Origin of the sequence: Pseudoxanthomonas kaohsiungensis (assembly GCF_010211765.1) — a bacterium.
GTDB classification, from domain to species: domain Bacteria; phylum Pseudomonadota; class Gammaproteobacteria; order Xanthomonadales; family Xanthomonadaceae; genus Pseudoxanthomonas; species Pseudoxanthomonas kaohsiungensis.
Window position 1 is genome coordinate 1 of record NZ_PDWO01000004.1, and the last position, 15,838, is coordinate 15,838.

Here is a 15,838-nt window from a genome sequence, read left to right on the forward strand (position 1 = left end):
AGATGTGTAGAAGAGGCAGGGCCCCCGTCCCCGACGAGGCCGCCGGCCGCCGTTTCGACGCGGTCCTGGCCGACCTGTTCCCCGAGTATTCCCGCTCCCGCCTGGCGGCCTGGATCAAGTCCGGCGACGCCCTGCTGGCGGGGCAGGCGGCGCGGCCGCGCGACCCGGTGCGCGGTGGCGAGACGGTGACCCTGGCGGCGGTGGCCGAAGTCCAGACCGAGGCCGTGCCCGAGGACATCCCGCTGGACATCCTGTACGAGGACGCCGACCTGTTCGTCCTCGACAAGCCGGCCGGGCTGGTGGTCCACCCCGGTGCCGGCAACCCGGCCGGCACCCTGGTCAACGCGCTGCTGCACCGCGACCCCGGCCTGGCCGTGCTGCCGCGCGCGGGCATCGTGCATCGGCTGGACAAGGACACCAGCGGCGTCATGGTGGTGGCGCGCACGCTGCCGGCGCATACCGGGCTGGTGGCGCAGCTGGCCGCGCGCGAGGTCCACCGCCAGTACCTGGCCGTGGTGGTGGGCGCACTGGTTTCCGGCGGCACCGCCAGCGCCGCCATCGACCGCCATCCGCGCGACCGCCTGCGCATGGCCGTGCGCGAGGACGGCCGCGATGCCGTCACCCATTTCCGCCTGCGCGAACGCTTCCGCGCGCATACGGCGCTGGAGTGCCGGCTGGAGACCGGCCGCACCCACCAGATCCGGGTGCACATGCAGCACCTGCGCCACCCCATCGTCGGCGATCCGCTCTACGGCGGCCCGCTGAAGCTGCCCAAGGGCGCTACCGATGCGCTGGCCGCCGCGCTGCGCGGCTTCAAGCGGCAGGCGCTGCATGCCGAGACGCTGGAGTTCGCCCACCCGGTCAGCGGCGAACCGGTAAGCGTCTCGGCCCCGTTGCCGGCGGACATGGTCGGGCTGCTGCAGGTGCTGCGCGAGGACACCCGCGCGTGGGAAGAGAGCCAGCGGCGCTGAGCCGCGCGGACCCATGGGCACTCCGGCCGATCTCCGCCACGATCCCGCGTTGCTGCTGGCCGACTGGCCGGCCCCGCCCGGCGTGGTCGCCTTCACCACGCTGCGGCGTGGTGCAGGCGTGTCGGTCGCGCCGTTCGACACCTTCAACGTCGGCGCCCGCTGTGGCGACGATGCGTGCGCGGTGGCCAGCAATCGCGCGGAACTGGCGCATCGCGCCGGCCTGCCCTCGCCACCGCGCTGGCTGCGCCAGGTGCATGGCACCGGCGTGCTGCGCTCCGATGCGCCCGCGGCGGCGGCCACGGCTGGCGATGTCGAAGTCGAACCGGAGGCGGATGCCGCGGTGACCTCGGCATCGGGGGCCGTGCTGGCGATCCTCACCGCCGACTGCCTGCCGGTGGTGTTCGCCGCGCGCGACGGCAGCGAGGTAGCCGCGGCCCACGCCGGCTGGCGCGGGCTGGCATCGGGCGTGCTGGAGGCGACGGTGGCCGCGATGCGCGCGCCGGCCGCGCACCTGCAGGCCTGGCTCGGCCCGGCGGCCGGTCCGGCGGCCTATGAAATCGGCACCGAGGTGCGCGAGGCGTTCGTCGGCCACGATGCGGGCGCGGCGTCGGCGTTCGTGGCCACGCGCCCGGGGCACTGGCGCGTGGACCTGTATGCGCTGGCGCGCCGCCGGTTGCGCGCGGCCGGCATCGGCGCCGATGCGATCCATGGCGGCGGCTTGTGCACCATCGGCGACGCCGCGCGCTTCTACTCGCATCGCCGCGACCAGCGCACCGGCCGCATGGCGACCCTGGTCTGGCGCAGCGCGCCGTAGAGCGGGGCTCGCCCCGCTGTTCCTGGTCTTGCCCACCGATGCCTTGCCGGCGCGCCAGCCGGGCAAGCCCGGCTCTACGCGTCGGGGCGCTAGGGCGACCCCGTAGAGCGGGGCTTGCCCCGCTGCTTTCGCCCTCGGCCCGCCGGCTTCGCGCCGGCGTTACAGCCGGGCAAGCCCGGCTCTACTCGAGGTGCACCGGCCGACGCCGTAGAGCGGGGCTTGCCCCGCTGCCCTTGCCCGCGAATCAGGCGGATTCCAGCGCCTGCAGGTAGTCCCGCCGCCAGGCGTGGATGTCGTGCGCGCGCAGGTGTTCCATCATCGCGTGCCAGCGTTCCTTGCGCCGCTCCAGCGGCATCGTCGCCGCGGTGGCGATGGCGTCGGCCACGCCGTCGAGGTCGTGCGGGTTGACCAGCAGGGCCTGGTCCATTTCCTGCGCGGCGCCGGCCAGCAGCGAGAGCACCAGCACGCCCGGGTTCTCCGGGTCCTGCGAGGCGACGTACTCCTTGGCGACCAGGTTCATGCCGTCGCGCAGCGGCGTGACCAGGCCCACGCGCGCGCTGCGGTAGAAGCCGGTGAGGGTCGCGTGCGGGAAGTTGCGGTTGACGTAGCGCAGCGGCGTCCAGTCCGGCTCGGCATGGCCGCCGTTGATGTGCCCGGCGATCTGCTCGAGCTGGTTGCGCAGCTGCTGGTATTCGCCGACGTCGCCGCGCGACACCGGCGCGATCTGCAGGTAGGTCAGGCTGCCCTTCTGGTCGGGATGGCGCTGCAGGTAGCGCTCGAAGCCGTGGAAGCGCTCCGGCAGCCCCTTGGAGTAGTCGAGGCGGTCCACCCCGATCGCCAGCATCCGCCGCTCCAGGCTGGTATGCAGCTGGCGCAGCGCCGGCTTGGACATCGCGGCGGCGGCCTGCTGCTCGATGTGCGCGGTGTCGATGCTGATCGGGAACGCGCCGGTCCGGAAGCGGCGTCCACCGGGCGCCTCGAGCACGTCCTCGTCGATGATGCGGCCGCCGCCGTACAGGCGCACGTAGGACTGGAAGCGGTCCTTGTCGCGGCGGGTCTGGAAGCCGATCAGGTCGTACGCGTACAGGGTCGACATCAGGCGCTGGTGGTCGGGCATGGCCATCAGCAGGTCGGCCGAGGGCACCGGCACGTGCAGGAAGAACCCGATCCTGCAGTCGACCCCGCGTTCGCGCAGCAGCGATGCCAGCGGGATCAGGTGGTAGTCGTGGATCCAGACGATGTCGTCCGGGCGCAGCCGCGGCGCCAGCTTGTCGGCGAACAGCGCGTTGACCCGGCGGTAGCCCTCGCGGGTGGCGCGGTCGTAGTCGACCAGGTCGAGGCGGAAGTGCAGCAACGGCCACAGCGTGCGGTTGGAGAACCCGTTGTAGTACGCGTCCAGGTCCGCGCGGTTGAGGTCCACGGTGACGTAGCGGATGTTGCCGTCGACCTGTTCGTGCACCTCGCCGCTGGCCTCGCGCACGGTCTTGCCGCTCCAGCCGAACCACAGCCCGCCGCGTTCGCCCAGCGCCCCCTGCAACGCCACCGCCAGGCCGCCGGCGCGGTTCTCGCCGGGGATCGCCACCCGGTTGGACACCACCACCAGCCGGCTCACGAGGCCTCCTGCCAGGAACGCGACAGGCGCATGGCCGCGATGATCAGGCCGACGTGCGAGTAGGTCTGCGGGAAGTTGCCCCAGCCCTCGCCATCCTCGAAGGCCATGTCCTCCGACAGCAGGCCCAGCGCGTTGCGCCGCGCCAGGACCCGCTCGAACAGTTCGCGCGCCTCGTCCATGCGGCCGATCGCGGCCAGTGCGTCGATGTACCAGAACGTGCAGATGGTGAAGCTGGTCTCCGGCGTGCCGAAGTCGTCCGGTGCCACGTAGCGGAACACGCCGTCGCCATGGCGCAGTTCGGCGCCGATGGCCTCGACCGTGGCCACGTAGCGCGGATCGTCGGCGGCGATGAAGCCGATGTCGGCCAGCAGCAGCAGCGACGCGTCCAGGTAGTCGCTCTGGAAGGAGGCGCTGAAGTGGTTGGCCTGCGGGCGCCAGGCGCGCTCGAGCGTGGCGGCGTGGATGGTGTCGGCGCGTCCGCGCCAGTAGCCGGCGCGCTCGTCCAGCCCGAGCCTCAGCGCGATCTTGGCCAGCCGGTCGCAGGCGGCCCAGCACATGGCGGCGGTGTAGGTGTGCACCTCGGCGCGCCCGCGGAACTCCCACAGCCCCGCGTCCGGCACGTCGTACAGGGCGAAGGCGCGCTCGCCCAGCGGCTCGAGCCGGGCGAAGGTGTGCGCGTCGCCCGGATCGACCAGGCGCTGGTCGAAGAACAGCTGGGTGGACGCCAGCACCACGCTGCCGTAGACGTCGTGCTGCTTCTGGATCCAGGCCAGGTTGCCGCGCCGCACCGGGCCCATGCCGCGGTAGCCGGCCAGCGACTCGACCTCGTGCTCGTCCAGCGTCTCCTCGAAGCCGATCCCGTACAGTGGCTGCAGCGAACCGTCGTGGGTGGCGATGTTGAAGATGTAGCGCAGGAACTCCTCCATGCTGCGGGTGGCGCCGAGCCGGTTGAGCGCGCGCACCACGAAGGCCGCATCGCGCAGCCAGCAGTAGCGGTAGTCCCAGTTGCGCGAGGAGCCGGGCGCCTCCGGGATGGAGGTGGTCATGGCCGCGATGATCGCGCCGCTGTCCTCGTACTGGCACAGCTTGAGCGTGATCGCGCTGCGGATCACCGCGTCCTGCCATTCCAGCGGGATCGACAGGTAGCGCACCCATTCGCACCAGTAGTCGCGGGTGCGGGTGAGCGCTTCCTCGACATAGCCGCCGATGGAACGGGTCAACGGCTCGTCCGGCCCCAGGACCAGGTGCAGCCGGTGGCTGAGGACGAAGGGCAGGCCGTCGCGGACGAAACGCACCGGCGCGTCGGTGGTCAGGCGCAGGGTGAAGGCGGGCAGCAGCCAGCGCATGTGGTTGCTGCCCCAGGTGTGCTCGGGTACGCGCGCGCCCCAGTCGGCCAGCGGCCGGGCGCGCAGGCGGACCCGCGGGCTGCCCGACAGCGGGGTGATCCGGCGGACGATGGAGACGGGACGGTAGAAGCGCCCGTTCTGGCGCCAGCGCGGGGCGAAGTCGAGGATCTCCACCGCGCCGCCGTGGGCATCGTGCAGCACGGTGCGCAGGATCGCGGTGTTGGGCACGTAGGCCTGTTCGGCGCGGGCGAAGTCCTCCAGCTCGACGGCGAAGTCGCCGCCGTCGTGTTCGCGCGGCGACAGCAGCGCGCAGAAGGCCGGGTCGCCGTCGAACGCCGGCAGGCAGCTCCAGACCACGCGCCCGCGCGCGTCGACCAGGGCGCCGAAGCTGCCGTTGCCGATGACGCCCAGCTGCAGGTTCGATTCGTTCACTTGCATTGCGTTGTTCCCCTTTCGATGCGAGGCGGTGGCGCGGGCGCTATCGCCCGGCCCCCGCGGGGCTGGCGTTGGCGACCAGCCAGGCATGGACGGCGCGGGTGCCGGCCAGCGCATGCGTGGCCAGGCTGCCGTCGCGCCGGCCGACCAGCACGCTCCAGCCGCCGGCACGGTTGGCGGCGCCGAAACCGTATTCGTCGGTGAGGTCGTCGCCGACGAAGACCGGCACGCGGCCGGCGAACGGCGCGCGCGCCATCATCCGCTCCAGCGCACGGCCCTTGTCGCTGCCTTCGGGCACGAACTCCACGACATGGTCGCCCGGCTGCAGGCGGTAGCCGGGCAGCGCGCCGATCCGCTGGCGCGCGAAGCCGGACACCGCCTCGGCCGCATGCGGTGCGGCGCGCCAGTGCAGGGCCAGGCTCACGCCCTTGTCCTCGACCAGCACGCCCGGGTGCGCGGCGGCCAGGTGCGCCGCCTCGCGATGCAGCTCGTGCAGGAAGCTGGAGGTGTCGTCGGGCAGGTCCGCCGCGGCCTGCGCGTCGCTGCGGAACTGGTGCCCGTGCAGTCCGGCCGCGGGCAGCCGCAGCGGCGCGAACAACGCGTCCAGCTGCGCCAGCGGCCGCCCGCTGACCAGCGCCACGGCACCGCCCAGGCGGTCGCTGATCGCGCCGATGGCCTCCAGGACCTGCGGCAGCACGCGCACGGCTGCGGGATCGTCGCTGAACTCGACCAGGGTGCCGTCCACGTCGAGGAACAGCGCGCAGGCGTCGTCGAGTGGGGGCGGCGACGGGCGTGGGGGATTCGCGTCGGCCATGCAGTCATTGTGCACTACCTGGCCGTGATGCCCGGGTCATGCCATTCGCATGCGATCGCCGCGCGATCCACCAACGCCCACGAACATGGCGACGATAGGCCTGACGCGAACGGCGGCGCGCCTGCCTGCCGGGCCACCACGTCCGGATGCTGCCGCCCCCGCGCACGGCGCCGCGACGCGGCGGATTGCGCCGGGCCGCATGCCACGGTGCTGCTGGTCCTGGTCCATGGCCGCCCTGCCTTGGCGGCGGTTGAGGTGCGACGGGTCGCGCCGACACCGCCGGCGTCCACCGGGACCCCTGCCGGCCAGGAATCCACCCCGGGGCCCGGACCCCGACCGGGCCGTGCCTGCGGGTCCGGAATGTTGCATTATCGTTAATGCCCCCTCCACCCCAGGATTTCCCGCCATGAGCCGACCGGCCCGGATTGCGCCCTCCCGCAGCACGCTTGCCTTCGCCGTTGCCGCCATCCTGCTGGCGCCGCCGGCGCTGGCGCAGGACACCGCCACGACCCTGGATGCGGTCCAGGTCACCGCGCAGCGCAAGGTGGAGAACATCCAGGACGTGCCGGTATCCATCACCAGCATCGATGCCGAGAAACTGCACGTGCTCGGCTCCGGCGGCAACGACATCCGCTTCCTGTCCGCGCGCGTGCCCAGCCTGAACATCGAATCGTCCTACGGCCGCGCGTTCCCGCGCTTCTACATCCGTGGCCTGGGCAACACCGACTTCGACCTCAACGCCTCCCAGCCGGTGTCGCTGGTGTACGACGACGTGGTCCAGGAGAACCCGCTGCTCAAGGGTTTCCCGTTGTTCGACATCGAGCGGGTGGAAGTGCTGCGCGGCCCGCAGGGCACGCTGTTCGGGCGCAACACCCCGGCCGGCGTGGTCAAGTTCGACTCGGTGCGGCCGTCGCAGGACCTGGATGGCTACGCCCAGCTGGCCTATGGCAGCGACGCGATGGTCAACTTCGAGGGCGCGGTCGGCGGCGCGCTGGGCGGCAACTGGTCCGGCCGCGTGTCGGCGCTGTACCAGCGCCGCGACGACTGGGTCAGCAATACGTACCCGGGCCCGAACGACGGCTTCGAGGGGTACGACGAATCGGCCGCGCGCGTGCAGTTCCTGTACGAGGGCGACGCCTTCGAGGCCCTGTTCAACCTCCACCGGCGCGACCTCAACGGCACCGCGCGCCTGTTCCGCGCCAACATCATCGAGCCGGGCAGCAACCGCTTCGTGCCCGGCTTCGACAAGGACGAGGCGTCGCTGGACGGCGTCAACTTCTCCGACCTGGAGACCTGGGGCGGCAGCGCCCGCCTGCGCTGGGACTTCGGCAACCTGAGCCTGCACTCGATCACCGGCTACGAGACGCTGGAGTCGCTCAACCGCGGCGACATCGACGGCGGCTACGGCGCCGCGTTCCTGCCCGACTCCGGGCCCGGCTTCATTCCGTTCGCCTCCGAATCGGCCGACGGCATCCCCGACCACAAGCAGGTCACCCAGGAATTCCGCCTGGAATCGGATTACGGCGGCCGCTTCGACTGGCAGGCCGGCTTCTTCTGGTACCGCGAAGACCTGACCATCGACAGCTTCAACTACGACTCGCTGGCGCCGGGCAACCCGCAGGCCGGCCATGCCGTGCAGGAGCAGGAGAACACCGCCTGGGCAGTGTTCGGTTCGGTCGAGTACGCGGCCACCGACAAGCTCAAGCTGCGCGGCGGCGTGCGCTACACCAAGGACGAGAAGGACTTCTCGGCCAGCGTGCTGGAAGGCGCGCCGTTCGGTGCGCCGGTGGGCGGCCCGTACACCGTCGACACCGACGTCGACGACGTCAGCTGGGATGCCAGCGCGGTCTACGAGGTCAACGAGGCGGTGAACCTGTACGGTCGCGTCGCCAAGGGCTTCCGCGCGCCGTCGATCCAGGGCCGCCTGCTGTTCGCCTCGGCCGCCGCGCCCAACGGCGGCGTGTCCACCGCCGATTCGGAGACGGTGATCTCGTACGAAGCCGGCATCAAGGCCGACCTGTTCGACCGCCGCGCGCGCGTGGGCTTCAACCTGTTCCGCTACGACGTCAGCGACCAGCAGCTGATCGCCGTCGGCGGCGGTGCCAACATCGCCACCCTGCTCAATGCCGACAAGACCGTCGGCCAGGGCGTGGAGCTGGACCTGGAAGCGTGGCTGGCCGAGGGCCTGCTGCTGACCTGGGGCAGCAGCTACAACGACACGCGGATCGACGACGAGGACCTGGCCGTGGCGGTCTGCGGCGGTGGCTGCACCGTGACCGACCCGACCGTGACCATCGGCGGCGGCACCTACGCGCTGATCGACGGCAATTCGCTGCCGCAGGCGCCGGAGTGGATCCACAACCTGACCCTGCGTTACGGCATCCCGCTCAGCGAGGGCGAGCTGTACTTCTTCACCGACTGGGCCTACCGCAGCGAGGTCAACTTCTTCCTGTACGAGTCGGCCGAGTTCCGTGGCCGCTCCTCCGTGGAAGGCGGCCTGCGCGTGGGCTACGGCTGGGGGGACGGCGCCTACGACCTGGCCCTGTTCGGCCGCAACATCACCGACCAGACCCGGATCGTGGGCGGCATCGACTTCAACAACCTCACCGGCTTCATCAACGAGCCGCGGACCTGGGGCGTGGAATTCCGCTGGAGCTTCTGAGCCAGCGGTTGGGGGCCTGGGGTTTTGTAGGAGCCGATTCATCGGCGACGCGACGCGTCGGCACAGGCGACGCCCTCGTGTTCCGACGCCGGTCGCCGATGAATCGGCTCCTACAGAAGGCAGGAACGCGGCCCGCAGCCGACAAGGATCCCGATGACCGACATCCATTCCCGCCGTCCGCCGCGCTGGTTCGTCGCCGGCGACCTCAACGGCTTCTTCGGCCTGGTGGTCGACAACCTGTCGATCCTGGGCTTCATCGCGCTGGCGCTGGTCGGGATCTTCGGATTCCCGGCCGAGGTGGTGTACACGAAGATGTTCCCCGGCACCGCGCTGGGCGTGCTGGTCGGCAACCTGGCCTACACCGCGATGGCGCGCCGACTGGCCGTACGCAGCGGGCGCGCCGACGTCACCGCGATGCCGCTGGGCCTGGACGCGCCGACCAGCATCGGCATGGCCCTGCTGGTGCTGGGGCCGGGCTTCCTCGCCTTCCGCCAGCAGGGGCTGGACGAGCAGGCCGCCGCGCTGGCGACCTGGCAGCTGGGCATGGCCTCGCTGGTGGTGATGGGCGCGCTCAAGCTGGCGCTGTCGTTCTGCGGGGACGCGATCACCCGCGCCGTGCCGCGTGCGGCGCTGCTGGGCTCGATCGGTGGCGCGGCGTTGACCCTGCTCGGTTTCCTGCCGCTGGTCGAGACCCTGCGCTCGCCGGTGGCGGGACTGGTGACCCTGGGCCTGCTGCTGTACGTGCTGGTGGCGCGCGGCCCGCTGCCGGTGCGCCTGCCCGGCGTGCTGGTGGCGCTGCTGGTGGGCACGTTGCTGTATTACGCGCTGGGCCTGGCCGGGCTGGGCATGCCCGGCTTCGCGCTGCCGCAGGGCGTGACCCTCAGCTTCGCCCTGCCGCTGCCCAATACCGGCTTCGTCGCCGGGCTGCCGGCCACGGTGCCCTACCTGCCCTTGCTGCTGCCGTTCGGCCTGCTGATGGTGGTCGGCGGGATCAACGTGGCCGAAAGCGCGCGCGCGGCCGGCGACGATTACCGCACCCGCGACGTACTGCTGGTCGAGGCGGTGGCCACGCTGGTCGCCGGGGTTTGCGGCGGCGTCGCCCAGACCACGCCCTACATCGGCCAGCCGGCCTACAAGCACATGGGCGCGCGCCACGGCTACACGCTGCTGGCCGGCCTGTTCGTCGGACTCGGCGGCGTTCTCGGCTACCTGGCGGGCCTGGTGCAGTGGCTGCCGGTGGCGGTGCTGGCGCCGATCATCGTCTACGTGGGCCTGGACATCACCGTGCAGGCGTTCCATGCCACCGAACGCCGGCATGCGCCGGCGGTGGCGCTGGCGTTCCTGCCGTCGGTCGCCTACCTGCTGGCGATCAAGCTGGGCAATCCGGCGTGGATCGCGCCGGCGCAGCACGCCGCGCTGTATGCGGCGGGCGACGGCCACGGGCTCTCGGAGCTGGCCGCGATCGTGACCCTGGGCAACGGCTTCATCATCACCGCGATGGTCTGGGGCGCCGCGCTGGTGGCGATGATCGACGGCCACACGCGCCGCGCCGCGGCGGTCCTGCTACTGGGCGCGGTGCTGACCCTGTTCGGCTTCGTGCACTCGGTCGATCCGCGCGGCGGCATCTACGTGCCGTGGGCGCTGGAAGGCCTGCCGCGGCTGATCGCCTGGCAGTTCGCGGCGGCCTATGCCGCGCTCGCGACGCTGCTGGCGCTGCTCTCGCTGCAGAAGCGTCCGGCCGCCGAAGGCTGACCGCCTCCCGGCCGGCGCATCGCCGCTGCGGAACCTGCGCGCAACTGCGGGGTCGTAGCTTGCACGTTCCGCAATCCAGGAAAGTGCATGCGCAAGACTTCCCCTCGTTGGCCCTGGGTGCTCGTCGCCGCCGTGGTGCTCGCCGCGGCCGGCTGGATGCTGTGGCCCCGGCACGATGCCGGCGCACCCGGAACCGCGCCCGCGCCCACGCCGTCGGCGGACCCGGCCGCGCGCCCGGCGCCGGATGGCGCGCGCGCACCGGCGATCGCCCATCCGATCGATGTCGATGCCGCCGACGCGGCGATCCCGCCCCTGGCCGACAGCGACGCGGCGGCCTGGGAGGCGCTGTCCGGCCTGGCCGGCGATCCGGCGTTGCTGGACGTGCTGCTGCGCGAGCATCTCGTCCGCCGCCTGGTGGTGATGATCGACAACCTGACCGAGCCCCGGATGCCCACGCGCGCGCTGGCGATGCGGCCGCTGCCGGGCGTGCTGTCCACGGAAGGCGACGGCGCCACGCGCTGGATCGCGCAGGCCAACGCGCAGCGCTACGAGCCGTACGTGGCCGCGTTCGCGCAGGCCGATCCGCAGCGCGTGGCGGCCGCGTACCGGCGGTTCTATCCGCTGTTCCAGCAGGCCTACGCCGAGATCGCCGGCGGCGACGCCTATTTCAACGACCGCCTGGTCGCGGTGATCGACCACCTGCTGCAGGCACCGGAGCCGGCGCAGCCGCTGCCGGTGGTTGACGGCGCCGATGGCAAGGTGCGCTTCGCCGATCCGGCGCTGGAGGCCCTGTCGGCCGGCCAGAAGGCGCTGGTGCGGCTGTCGCCGGACCAGCGGGAGCGGGTCAAGCGCCAGCTGCGGTCGCTCCGCGGCACGCTGGCGCAGGGCTGAGCGGACGGGCGCGTCCGGGACGCCCGCGCCGGCTTATGCTGTGGCCTCCGCAACGGTCGCGCCTTCCGCATGGTTTCCACGCCCGCCCTGTCGACCGCCATCGAGCCCACCGTGTTCCAGCAGGTGTTGCGGGCGCCGTTCTTCAACCTGCCTGATCCGGTGCGGATGCTGCATTCCGTCCGTGGTCGTGCCGTGTATGCCGGCCGGGTGGCGGTCGAGCGCGGCGGCAACCCGCTGGCGCGCCTGTGCGGAGCCATCGCCGGATTGCCGCCGGCCATGGCCGATGCGCCGCTGCGGGTGGAGTTCCTTGCCGATGCCCGGAGCGAGACCTGGCGGCGTGCGTTCGGCGGCCATCCGATGAACTCCAGGCTCCGGTGCCGCAAGGGGTTGCTGGTGGAGCGGCTGGGGCCGCTGCAGTTGCGCTTCCTGCTGCACATCGCCGACGGCGCGATCTACTGGAACGTGGCCGGGGTGCGGCTGCTGGGCCTGCTGCCGCTGCCGGCGGGACTGTTCCGGCGCGTGCAGTGCCGGGAGCGGGCTCACGCGGGCCGCTACGAGTTCCGCGTCGAGGCGGCGCTGCCGTTGCTCGGGCCCGTGGTCCGCTACGAAGGCTGGCTGGAGCCGGCGGACGAAGCGGGAGCCTGAGCCGGCCCGTCAGCGTCCCGGCCTGGCGGGCGGTCCGCCACGCTGGTCGCCCCTTCCTGGAGGAAGGCCAGCTTGCGCGCCTTCGGCAGCCGCTTGACCTGCCATTCGGCGCGCGAGGCGGCCGAACGGTCCGGATAGGCGCGGCTGGCGAGCAGGCGCACCGGCGGGTTGGCGCGGGTGTAGCGTGCACCGGTGCCGTCGGCATGGGCGCGCATCCGCGCTTCCAGGTCCGGCGTGATCCCGGCATACCAGGCGCCGTTGCGGCACAGCAGCAGGTAGAGGTACCACGGGCGGGCGTCGGCCATGCCGGCATTATCGGGCCGCCGACGCGGCCTGAATATCCATCTCACATGCACTTGAAACGGCCCAGCGCAACCTCATCTGGCTAGCATGATCGGCTCCGCCGCGGTGGAGCCTTCGCCGGCAACGGCCGGCCACGTTCTCGACGAGGGATTCCCGATGCGGATGGACAAGCTCACCTCGCGTTTCCAGCAGGCGCTGGCCGACGCGCAGTCGCTGGCCGTGGGCCGCGACCACAACCTGCTCGAACCGGTGCACGTGCTCGCCGCGCTGCTGGACCAGTCCGGCGGCAGCACCCGGCCGTTGCTGGCCCAGGCCGGCGTCAACGTGCCGCTGCTGCGCGAGCGCCTGGGCGAGGCGCTGGAGAAGCTGCCGAAGGTCAGCGGCCAGGCCGGCAACCTGTCGGTGGGCAACGACCTCACCCGCCTGCTCAACCTGACCGACAAGCTGGCCCAGCAGAACGGCGACCAGTTCATCGCCAGCGAGTGGTTCGTGCTGGCCGCGCTGGAGGACGGCGGCGCGGCCGGCCAGGCCTTGAAGGCGGCCGGTGCGAACAAGGCCAAGGTGCAGGCGGCGATCGACAAGATCCGTGGAGGCGAGACCGTGCAGTCCGAGAATGCCGAAGACCAGCGCCAGGCGCTGGAGAAGTACACCATCGACCTGACCGCGCGCGCCGAGTCGGGCAAGCTCGATCCGGTGATCGGCCGCGACGAGGAGATCCGCCGCACGATCCAGGTCCTGCAGCGCCGGACCAAGAACAACCCGGTGCTGATCGGCGAGCCGGGCGTGGGCAAGACGGCCATTGTCGAAGGCCTGGCCCAGCGCATCATCAACGACGAGGTGCCCGAGGGCCTGCGTGGCAAGCGCGTGCTGTCGCTGGACATGGGCGCGCTGATTGCCGGGGCCAAGTTCCGCGGCGAGTTCGAGGAGCGGCTCAAGGGCGTGCTGAACGACCTGGCCAAGAACGAAGGCCAGATCATCCTGTTCATCGACGAGCTGCACACCATGGTCGGGGCCGGCAAGGCCGACGGCGCGATGGATGCGGGCAACATGCTCAAGCCGGCGCTGGCGCGCGGCGAGCTGCACTGCATCGGCGCCACTACCCTGGACGAGTACCGCCAGTACATCGAGAAGGACGCCGCGCTGGAACGCCGCTTCCAGAAGGTCTACGTGGGCGAGCCCAGCGTCGAGGACACCATCGCGATCCTGCGCGGCCTGAAGGAGCGCTACGCGGTGCACCACGGCGTGGAGATCACCGACCCGGCGATCGTCGCCGCGGCCACGCTGTCCAACCGCTACATCACCGACCGCCAGCTGCCGGACAAGGCCATCGACCTGATGGACGAGGCCGCCAGCCGGATCCGCATGGAAATCGACTCCAAGCCCGAGGAGCTCGACCGCCTGGAGCGCCGGCTGATCCAGCTCAAGATCCAGCGCGAGATGCTGAAGAAGGAGAAGGACGACGCCAGCCGGCAGCGCCTGGCCGACCTGGAAAGCGACATCGACAAGCTCGAGCGCGAGTTCTCCGACCTGGACGAGGTCTGGAAGTCGGAGAAGGCCGCCCTGCAGGGCGCGACCAAGATCAAGGAGCAGATCGAACAGGCCCGGCTGGAGCTGGAAGGCGCCCAGCGCCGCCAGGACTACGCGCGCATGAGCGAGATCCAGTACGGCACGCTGCCGTCGCTGGAGAAGCAGCTGGCCGCCGCGCAGGAAGCCGAGCAGAAGGAATTCAGGCTGGTCCAGGACCGGGTGACCGAGGAGGAGATCGCCGAGGTGGTCTCGCGCTGGACCGGCATCCCGGTCAACCGGATGCTGGAGGGCGAGCGCGAAAAGCTGCTGCGCATGGAGTCGGACCTGGGGCGGCGCGTGGTCGGCCAGGAGGAGGCGATCCGGGTCGTGTCCGACGCGGTGCGCCGCTCGCGCGCCGGCTTGTCCGACCCGCACCGGCCCATCGGCTCGTTCCTGTTCCTGGGCCCGACCGGCGTCGGCAAGACCGAGCTGTGCAAGTCGCTGGCCGAGTTCCTGTTCGACTCGTCCGACGCGATGGTGCGCATCGACATGAGCGAGTTCATGGAGAAGCACTCGGTCGCGCGCCTGATCGGCGCGCCCCCGGGGTACGTCGGCTACGAGGAAGGCGGCTACCTGACCGAGGCGGTGCGCCGCCGGCCGTACTCGCTGATCCTGCTCGACGAGGTCGAGAAGGCGCATCCGGACGTGTTCAACATCCTGCTGCAGGTGCTCGACGACGGCCGCCTGACCGACGGCCAGGGTCGCACCGTGGATTTCCGCAACACCGTGATCGTGATGACCTCCAACCTGGGCTCGCACCAGATCCAGGAGCTCAGCGGCGACGGCAGCCCCGAGGCCTACATGCAGATGAAGGCGGCGGTGATGGGCGTGGTCCAGGCGCACTTCCGCCCGGAATTCATCAACCGCCTCGACGACATCGTGGTCTTCCATCCGCTGGACAAGCAGCAGATCAAGCAGATCGCACGGATCCAGTTGCGCGGCCTGGAGAAGCGGCTGGCCGAGCGCGGCCTGAAGCTGGAATTGTCGGAGCAGGCGTTCGAGCTGCTCGGCAACGTCGGCTTCGACCCGGTCTATGGCGCGCGCCCGCTCAAGCGCGCGATCCAGGCGCAGATCGAGAATCCGCTGGCGCAGAAGATCCTCGCCGGCGAGTTCGGCAACGGCGACACGGTCAAGGTCGATGCCGGGGGCGGGCAGCTGGTGTTCGCCAAGGGCTGACGCGCGGCGGAGCGGCGTAGAGCCGGGCTTGCCCGGCTGCTCCGCCCCGTGAGCGAGGCGGTCGCTCCAGGGTTGCCAGGGCCAGGCCGGCAACAAGAGCAGCGGGGCGAGCCCCGCTCTACGTAAAAGGTCGCGGCTCAAACGATGACGGCCGCCTGTGGGGCGGCCGTCATCGTGCGAATTGCGGGGGCCATCCTGCCCCGATGTCTCACTCCAGCAGCGAGCGCAGCATCCAGGCGTACTTCTCGTGGGTCTGCAGGCGCTGGGTCATCAGGTCCACGGTCGGGTCGTCGCCGGCATCGTCGGCGGTCTTGAGCACGGCGCGCGCGGTGCGGCATACCGCCTCGTTGCCGGAAACGAGCTGCTGCACCATGCCCTTCCAGTCCGGCACGCCGTCGGCGCCCTTCTCCTCGCGGATCGAAGTCAGGCGGATGAACTCGGCATAGGAGCCGGGGGTGTTGAAGCCCAGCGCGCGGGTGCGCTCGGCCACCTCGTCCAGCGCGTTCCACTGCTCGGTGTACTGGGCCTCGAACATGTTGTGCAGCGAGTTGAACATCGGCCCGGTCACGTTCCAGTGGAAGTTGTGGGTCTTCAGGTACAGGGTGAACGCGTCGGCGAGGTAGCGCGAAAGTCCTTCGGCGATCTCCTTGCGGTCGCCCGCGGAAATGCCGATGTCGATCCGCGAGGTCGAGGCGACCGGGTCGAGCGCCTGGGCGGCCGGCGCCTTGGACTTGCTGGACTTGCTCGGCTTGCTGGTCTTGGTCTTGGCCATGAACGGCTCCTTTGGGGGTGGTCCACAGGGGGAAGATGGGGCTGTCACAATAGACACTAAACCCCCGCGCGTTATGCAA

The 15,838-nt window shown here is 71.2% G+C and carries 12 protein-coding genes; 7 read left to right on the plus strand and 5 right to left on the minus strand.

Going from position 1 to position 15,838, the window contains the following annotated elements:
• The first annotated feature begins 2 nt into the window (after window positions 1-2).
• Together rluD and pgeF are read left to right on the plus strand one after the other, a co-directional pair.
• Window positions 3-971 (plus strand): 23S rRNA pseudouridine(1911/1915/1917) synthase RluD, encoded by a 969-nt coding sequence (gene rluD / locus CSC66_RS05645; protein ID WP_162376428.1) that lies wholly within the window; start codon window positions 3-5, stop codon window positions 969-971.
• Window positions 972-984: 13 nt separating this feature from the next.
• Entirely contained in the window at window positions 985-1,785 is an 801-nt protein-coding gene (pgeF, locus tag CSC66_RS05650; protein ID WP_162376429.1) for a peptidoglycan editing factor PgeF, read from the plus strand.
• A gap of 244 nt (window positions 1,786-2,029) precedes the next feature.
• On the opposite strand, the gene otsA is transcribed toward pgeF, so the two are convergent.
• The 3 genes from otsA to otsB are packed head-to-tail and all read right to left on the minus strand — an operon-like array spanning window position 2,030 to window position 5,992.
• Entirely contained in the window at window positions 2,030-3,397 is a 1,368-nt protein-coding gene (otsA, locus tag CSC66_RS05655) for an alpha,alpha-trehalose-phosphate synthase (UDP-forming) (RefSeq protein WP_162376430.1), read from the minus strand.
• Entirely contained in the window at window positions 3,394-5,175 is a 1,782-nt protein-coding gene (locus tag CSC66_RS05660) for a glycoside hydrolase family 15 protein (protein ID WP_162376632.1), read from the minus strand. The genes otsA and CSC66_RS05660 overlap by 4 nt, the downstream gene beginning before the upstream one ends.
• A 46-nt stretch (window positions 5,176-5,221) precedes the next feature.
• Window positions 5,222-5,992 (minus strand): trehalose-phosphatase, encoded by a 771-nt coding sequence (gene otsB, locus CSC66_RS05665; RefSeq protein WP_162376431.1) that lies wholly within the window; start codon window positions 5,990-5,992, stop codon window positions 5,222-5,224.
• A gap of 406 nt (window positions 5,993-6,398) precedes the next feature.
• Between otsB and CSC66_RS05670 the strand changes: the two genes are divergently transcribed.
• From CSC66_RS05670 to CSC66_RS05685, 4 genes are all read left to right on the plus strand, one after another.
• Entirely contained in the window at window positions 6,399-8,654 is a 2,256-nt protein-coding gene (locus CSC66_RS05670; protein WP_162376432.1) for a TonB-dependent receptor, read from the plus strand.
• A 153-nt stretch (window positions 8,655-8,807) separates the two neighbouring features.
• Entirely contained in the window at window positions 8,808-10,406 is a 1,599-nt protein-coding gene (locus tag CSC66_RS05675) for a SulP family inorganic anion transporter (protein WP_162376433.1), read from the plus strand.
• Between the two features lie 87 nt (window positions 10,407-10,493).
• Window positions 10,494-11,297, plus strand: a complete 804-nt coding sequence (locus CSC66_RS05680) for a DUF3014 domain-containing protein (protein ID WP_162376434.1) — start codon at window positions 10,494-10,496, stop codon at window positions 11,295-11,297.
• A 69-nt stretch (window positions 11,298-11,366) separates the two neighbouring features.
• Window positions 11,367-11,942: a DUF4166 domain-containing protein gene (locus CSC66_RS05685; RefSeq protein ID WP_162376435.1), complete on the plus strand. Its 576-nt coding sequence runs from the start codon at window positions 11,367-11,369 to the stop codon at window positions 11,940-11,942.
• Here the strand turns inward: CSC66_RS05685 and CSC66_RS05690 are convergent.
• Window positions 11,900-12,247 (minus strand): GIY-YIG nuclease family protein, encoded by a 348-nt coding sequence (locus CSC66_RS05690; protein ID WP_162376436.1) that lies wholly within the window; start codon window positions 12,245-12,247, stop codon window positions 11,900-11,902. The genes CSC66_RS05685 and CSC66_RS05690 overlap by 43 nt on opposite strands.
• Window positions 12,248-12,401: 154 nt before the next feature.
• On the opposite strand from CSC66_RS05690, the gene clpB reads away from it, so the two are divergent.
• Window positions 12,402-14,987, plus strand: a complete 2,586-nt coding sequence (gene clpB, locus CSC66_RS05695) for an ATP-dependent chaperone ClpB (protein WP_162376633.1) — start codon at window positions 12,402-12,404, stop codon at window positions 14,985-14,987.
• A gap of 208 nt (window positions 14,988-15,195) precedes the next feature.
• Here clpB and CSC66_RS05700 read toward each other — a convergent pair whose 3' ends face one another.
• A complete protein-coding gene (locus CSC66_RS05700; protein WP_162376437.1) occupies window positions 15,196-15,759 on the minus strand; it encodes a Dps family protein in 564 nt (187 codons plus the stop codon).
• Window positions 15,760-15,838 lie beyond the last annotated feature (79 nt).

Bases quoted from the DNA above. Each gene is read 5' to 3' on its own strand.
- CSC66_RS05690 (WP_162376436.1), bottom strand. From the start codon at position 12,247: ATGGCCGACGCCCGCCCGTGGTACCTCTACCTGCTGCTGTGCCGCAAC.
- CSC66_RS05685 (WP_162376435.1), top strand. From the start codon at position 11,367: ATGGTTTCCACGCCCGCCCTGTCGACCGCCATCGAGCCCACCGTGTTC.
- otsB (WP_162376431.1), bottom strand. From the start codon at position 5,992: ATGGCCGACGCGAATCCCCCACGCCCGTCGCCGCCCCCACTCGACGAC.
- CSC66_RS05700 (WP_162376437.1), bottom strand. From the start codon at position 15,759: ATGGCCAAGACCAAGACCAGCAAGCCGAGCAAGTCCAGCAAGTCCAAG.
- pgeF (WP_162376429.1), top strand. From the start codon at position 985: ATGGGCACTCCGGCCGATCTCCGCCACGATCCCGCGTTGCTGCTGGCC.
- CSC66_RS05680 (WP_162376434.1), top strand. From the start codon at position 10,494: ATGCGCAAGACTTCCCCTCGTTGGCCCTGGGTGCTCGTCGCCGCCGTG.
- CSC66_RS05675 (WP_162376433.1), top strand. From the start codon at position 8,808: ATGACCGACATCCATTCCCGCCGTCCGCCGCGCTGGTTCGTCGCCGGC.
- CSC66_RS05670 (WP_162376432.1), top strand. From the start codon at position 6,399: ATGAGCCGACCGGCCCGGATTGCGCCCTCCCGCAGCACGCTTGCCTTC.
- rluD (WP_162376428.1), top strand. From the start codon at position 3: ATGTGTAGAAGAGGCAGGGCCCCCGTCCCCGACGAGGCCGCCGGCCGC.
- clpB (WP_162376633.1), top strand. From the start codon at position 12,402: ATGCGGATGGACAAGCTCACCTCGCGTTTCCAGCAGGCGCTGGCCGAC.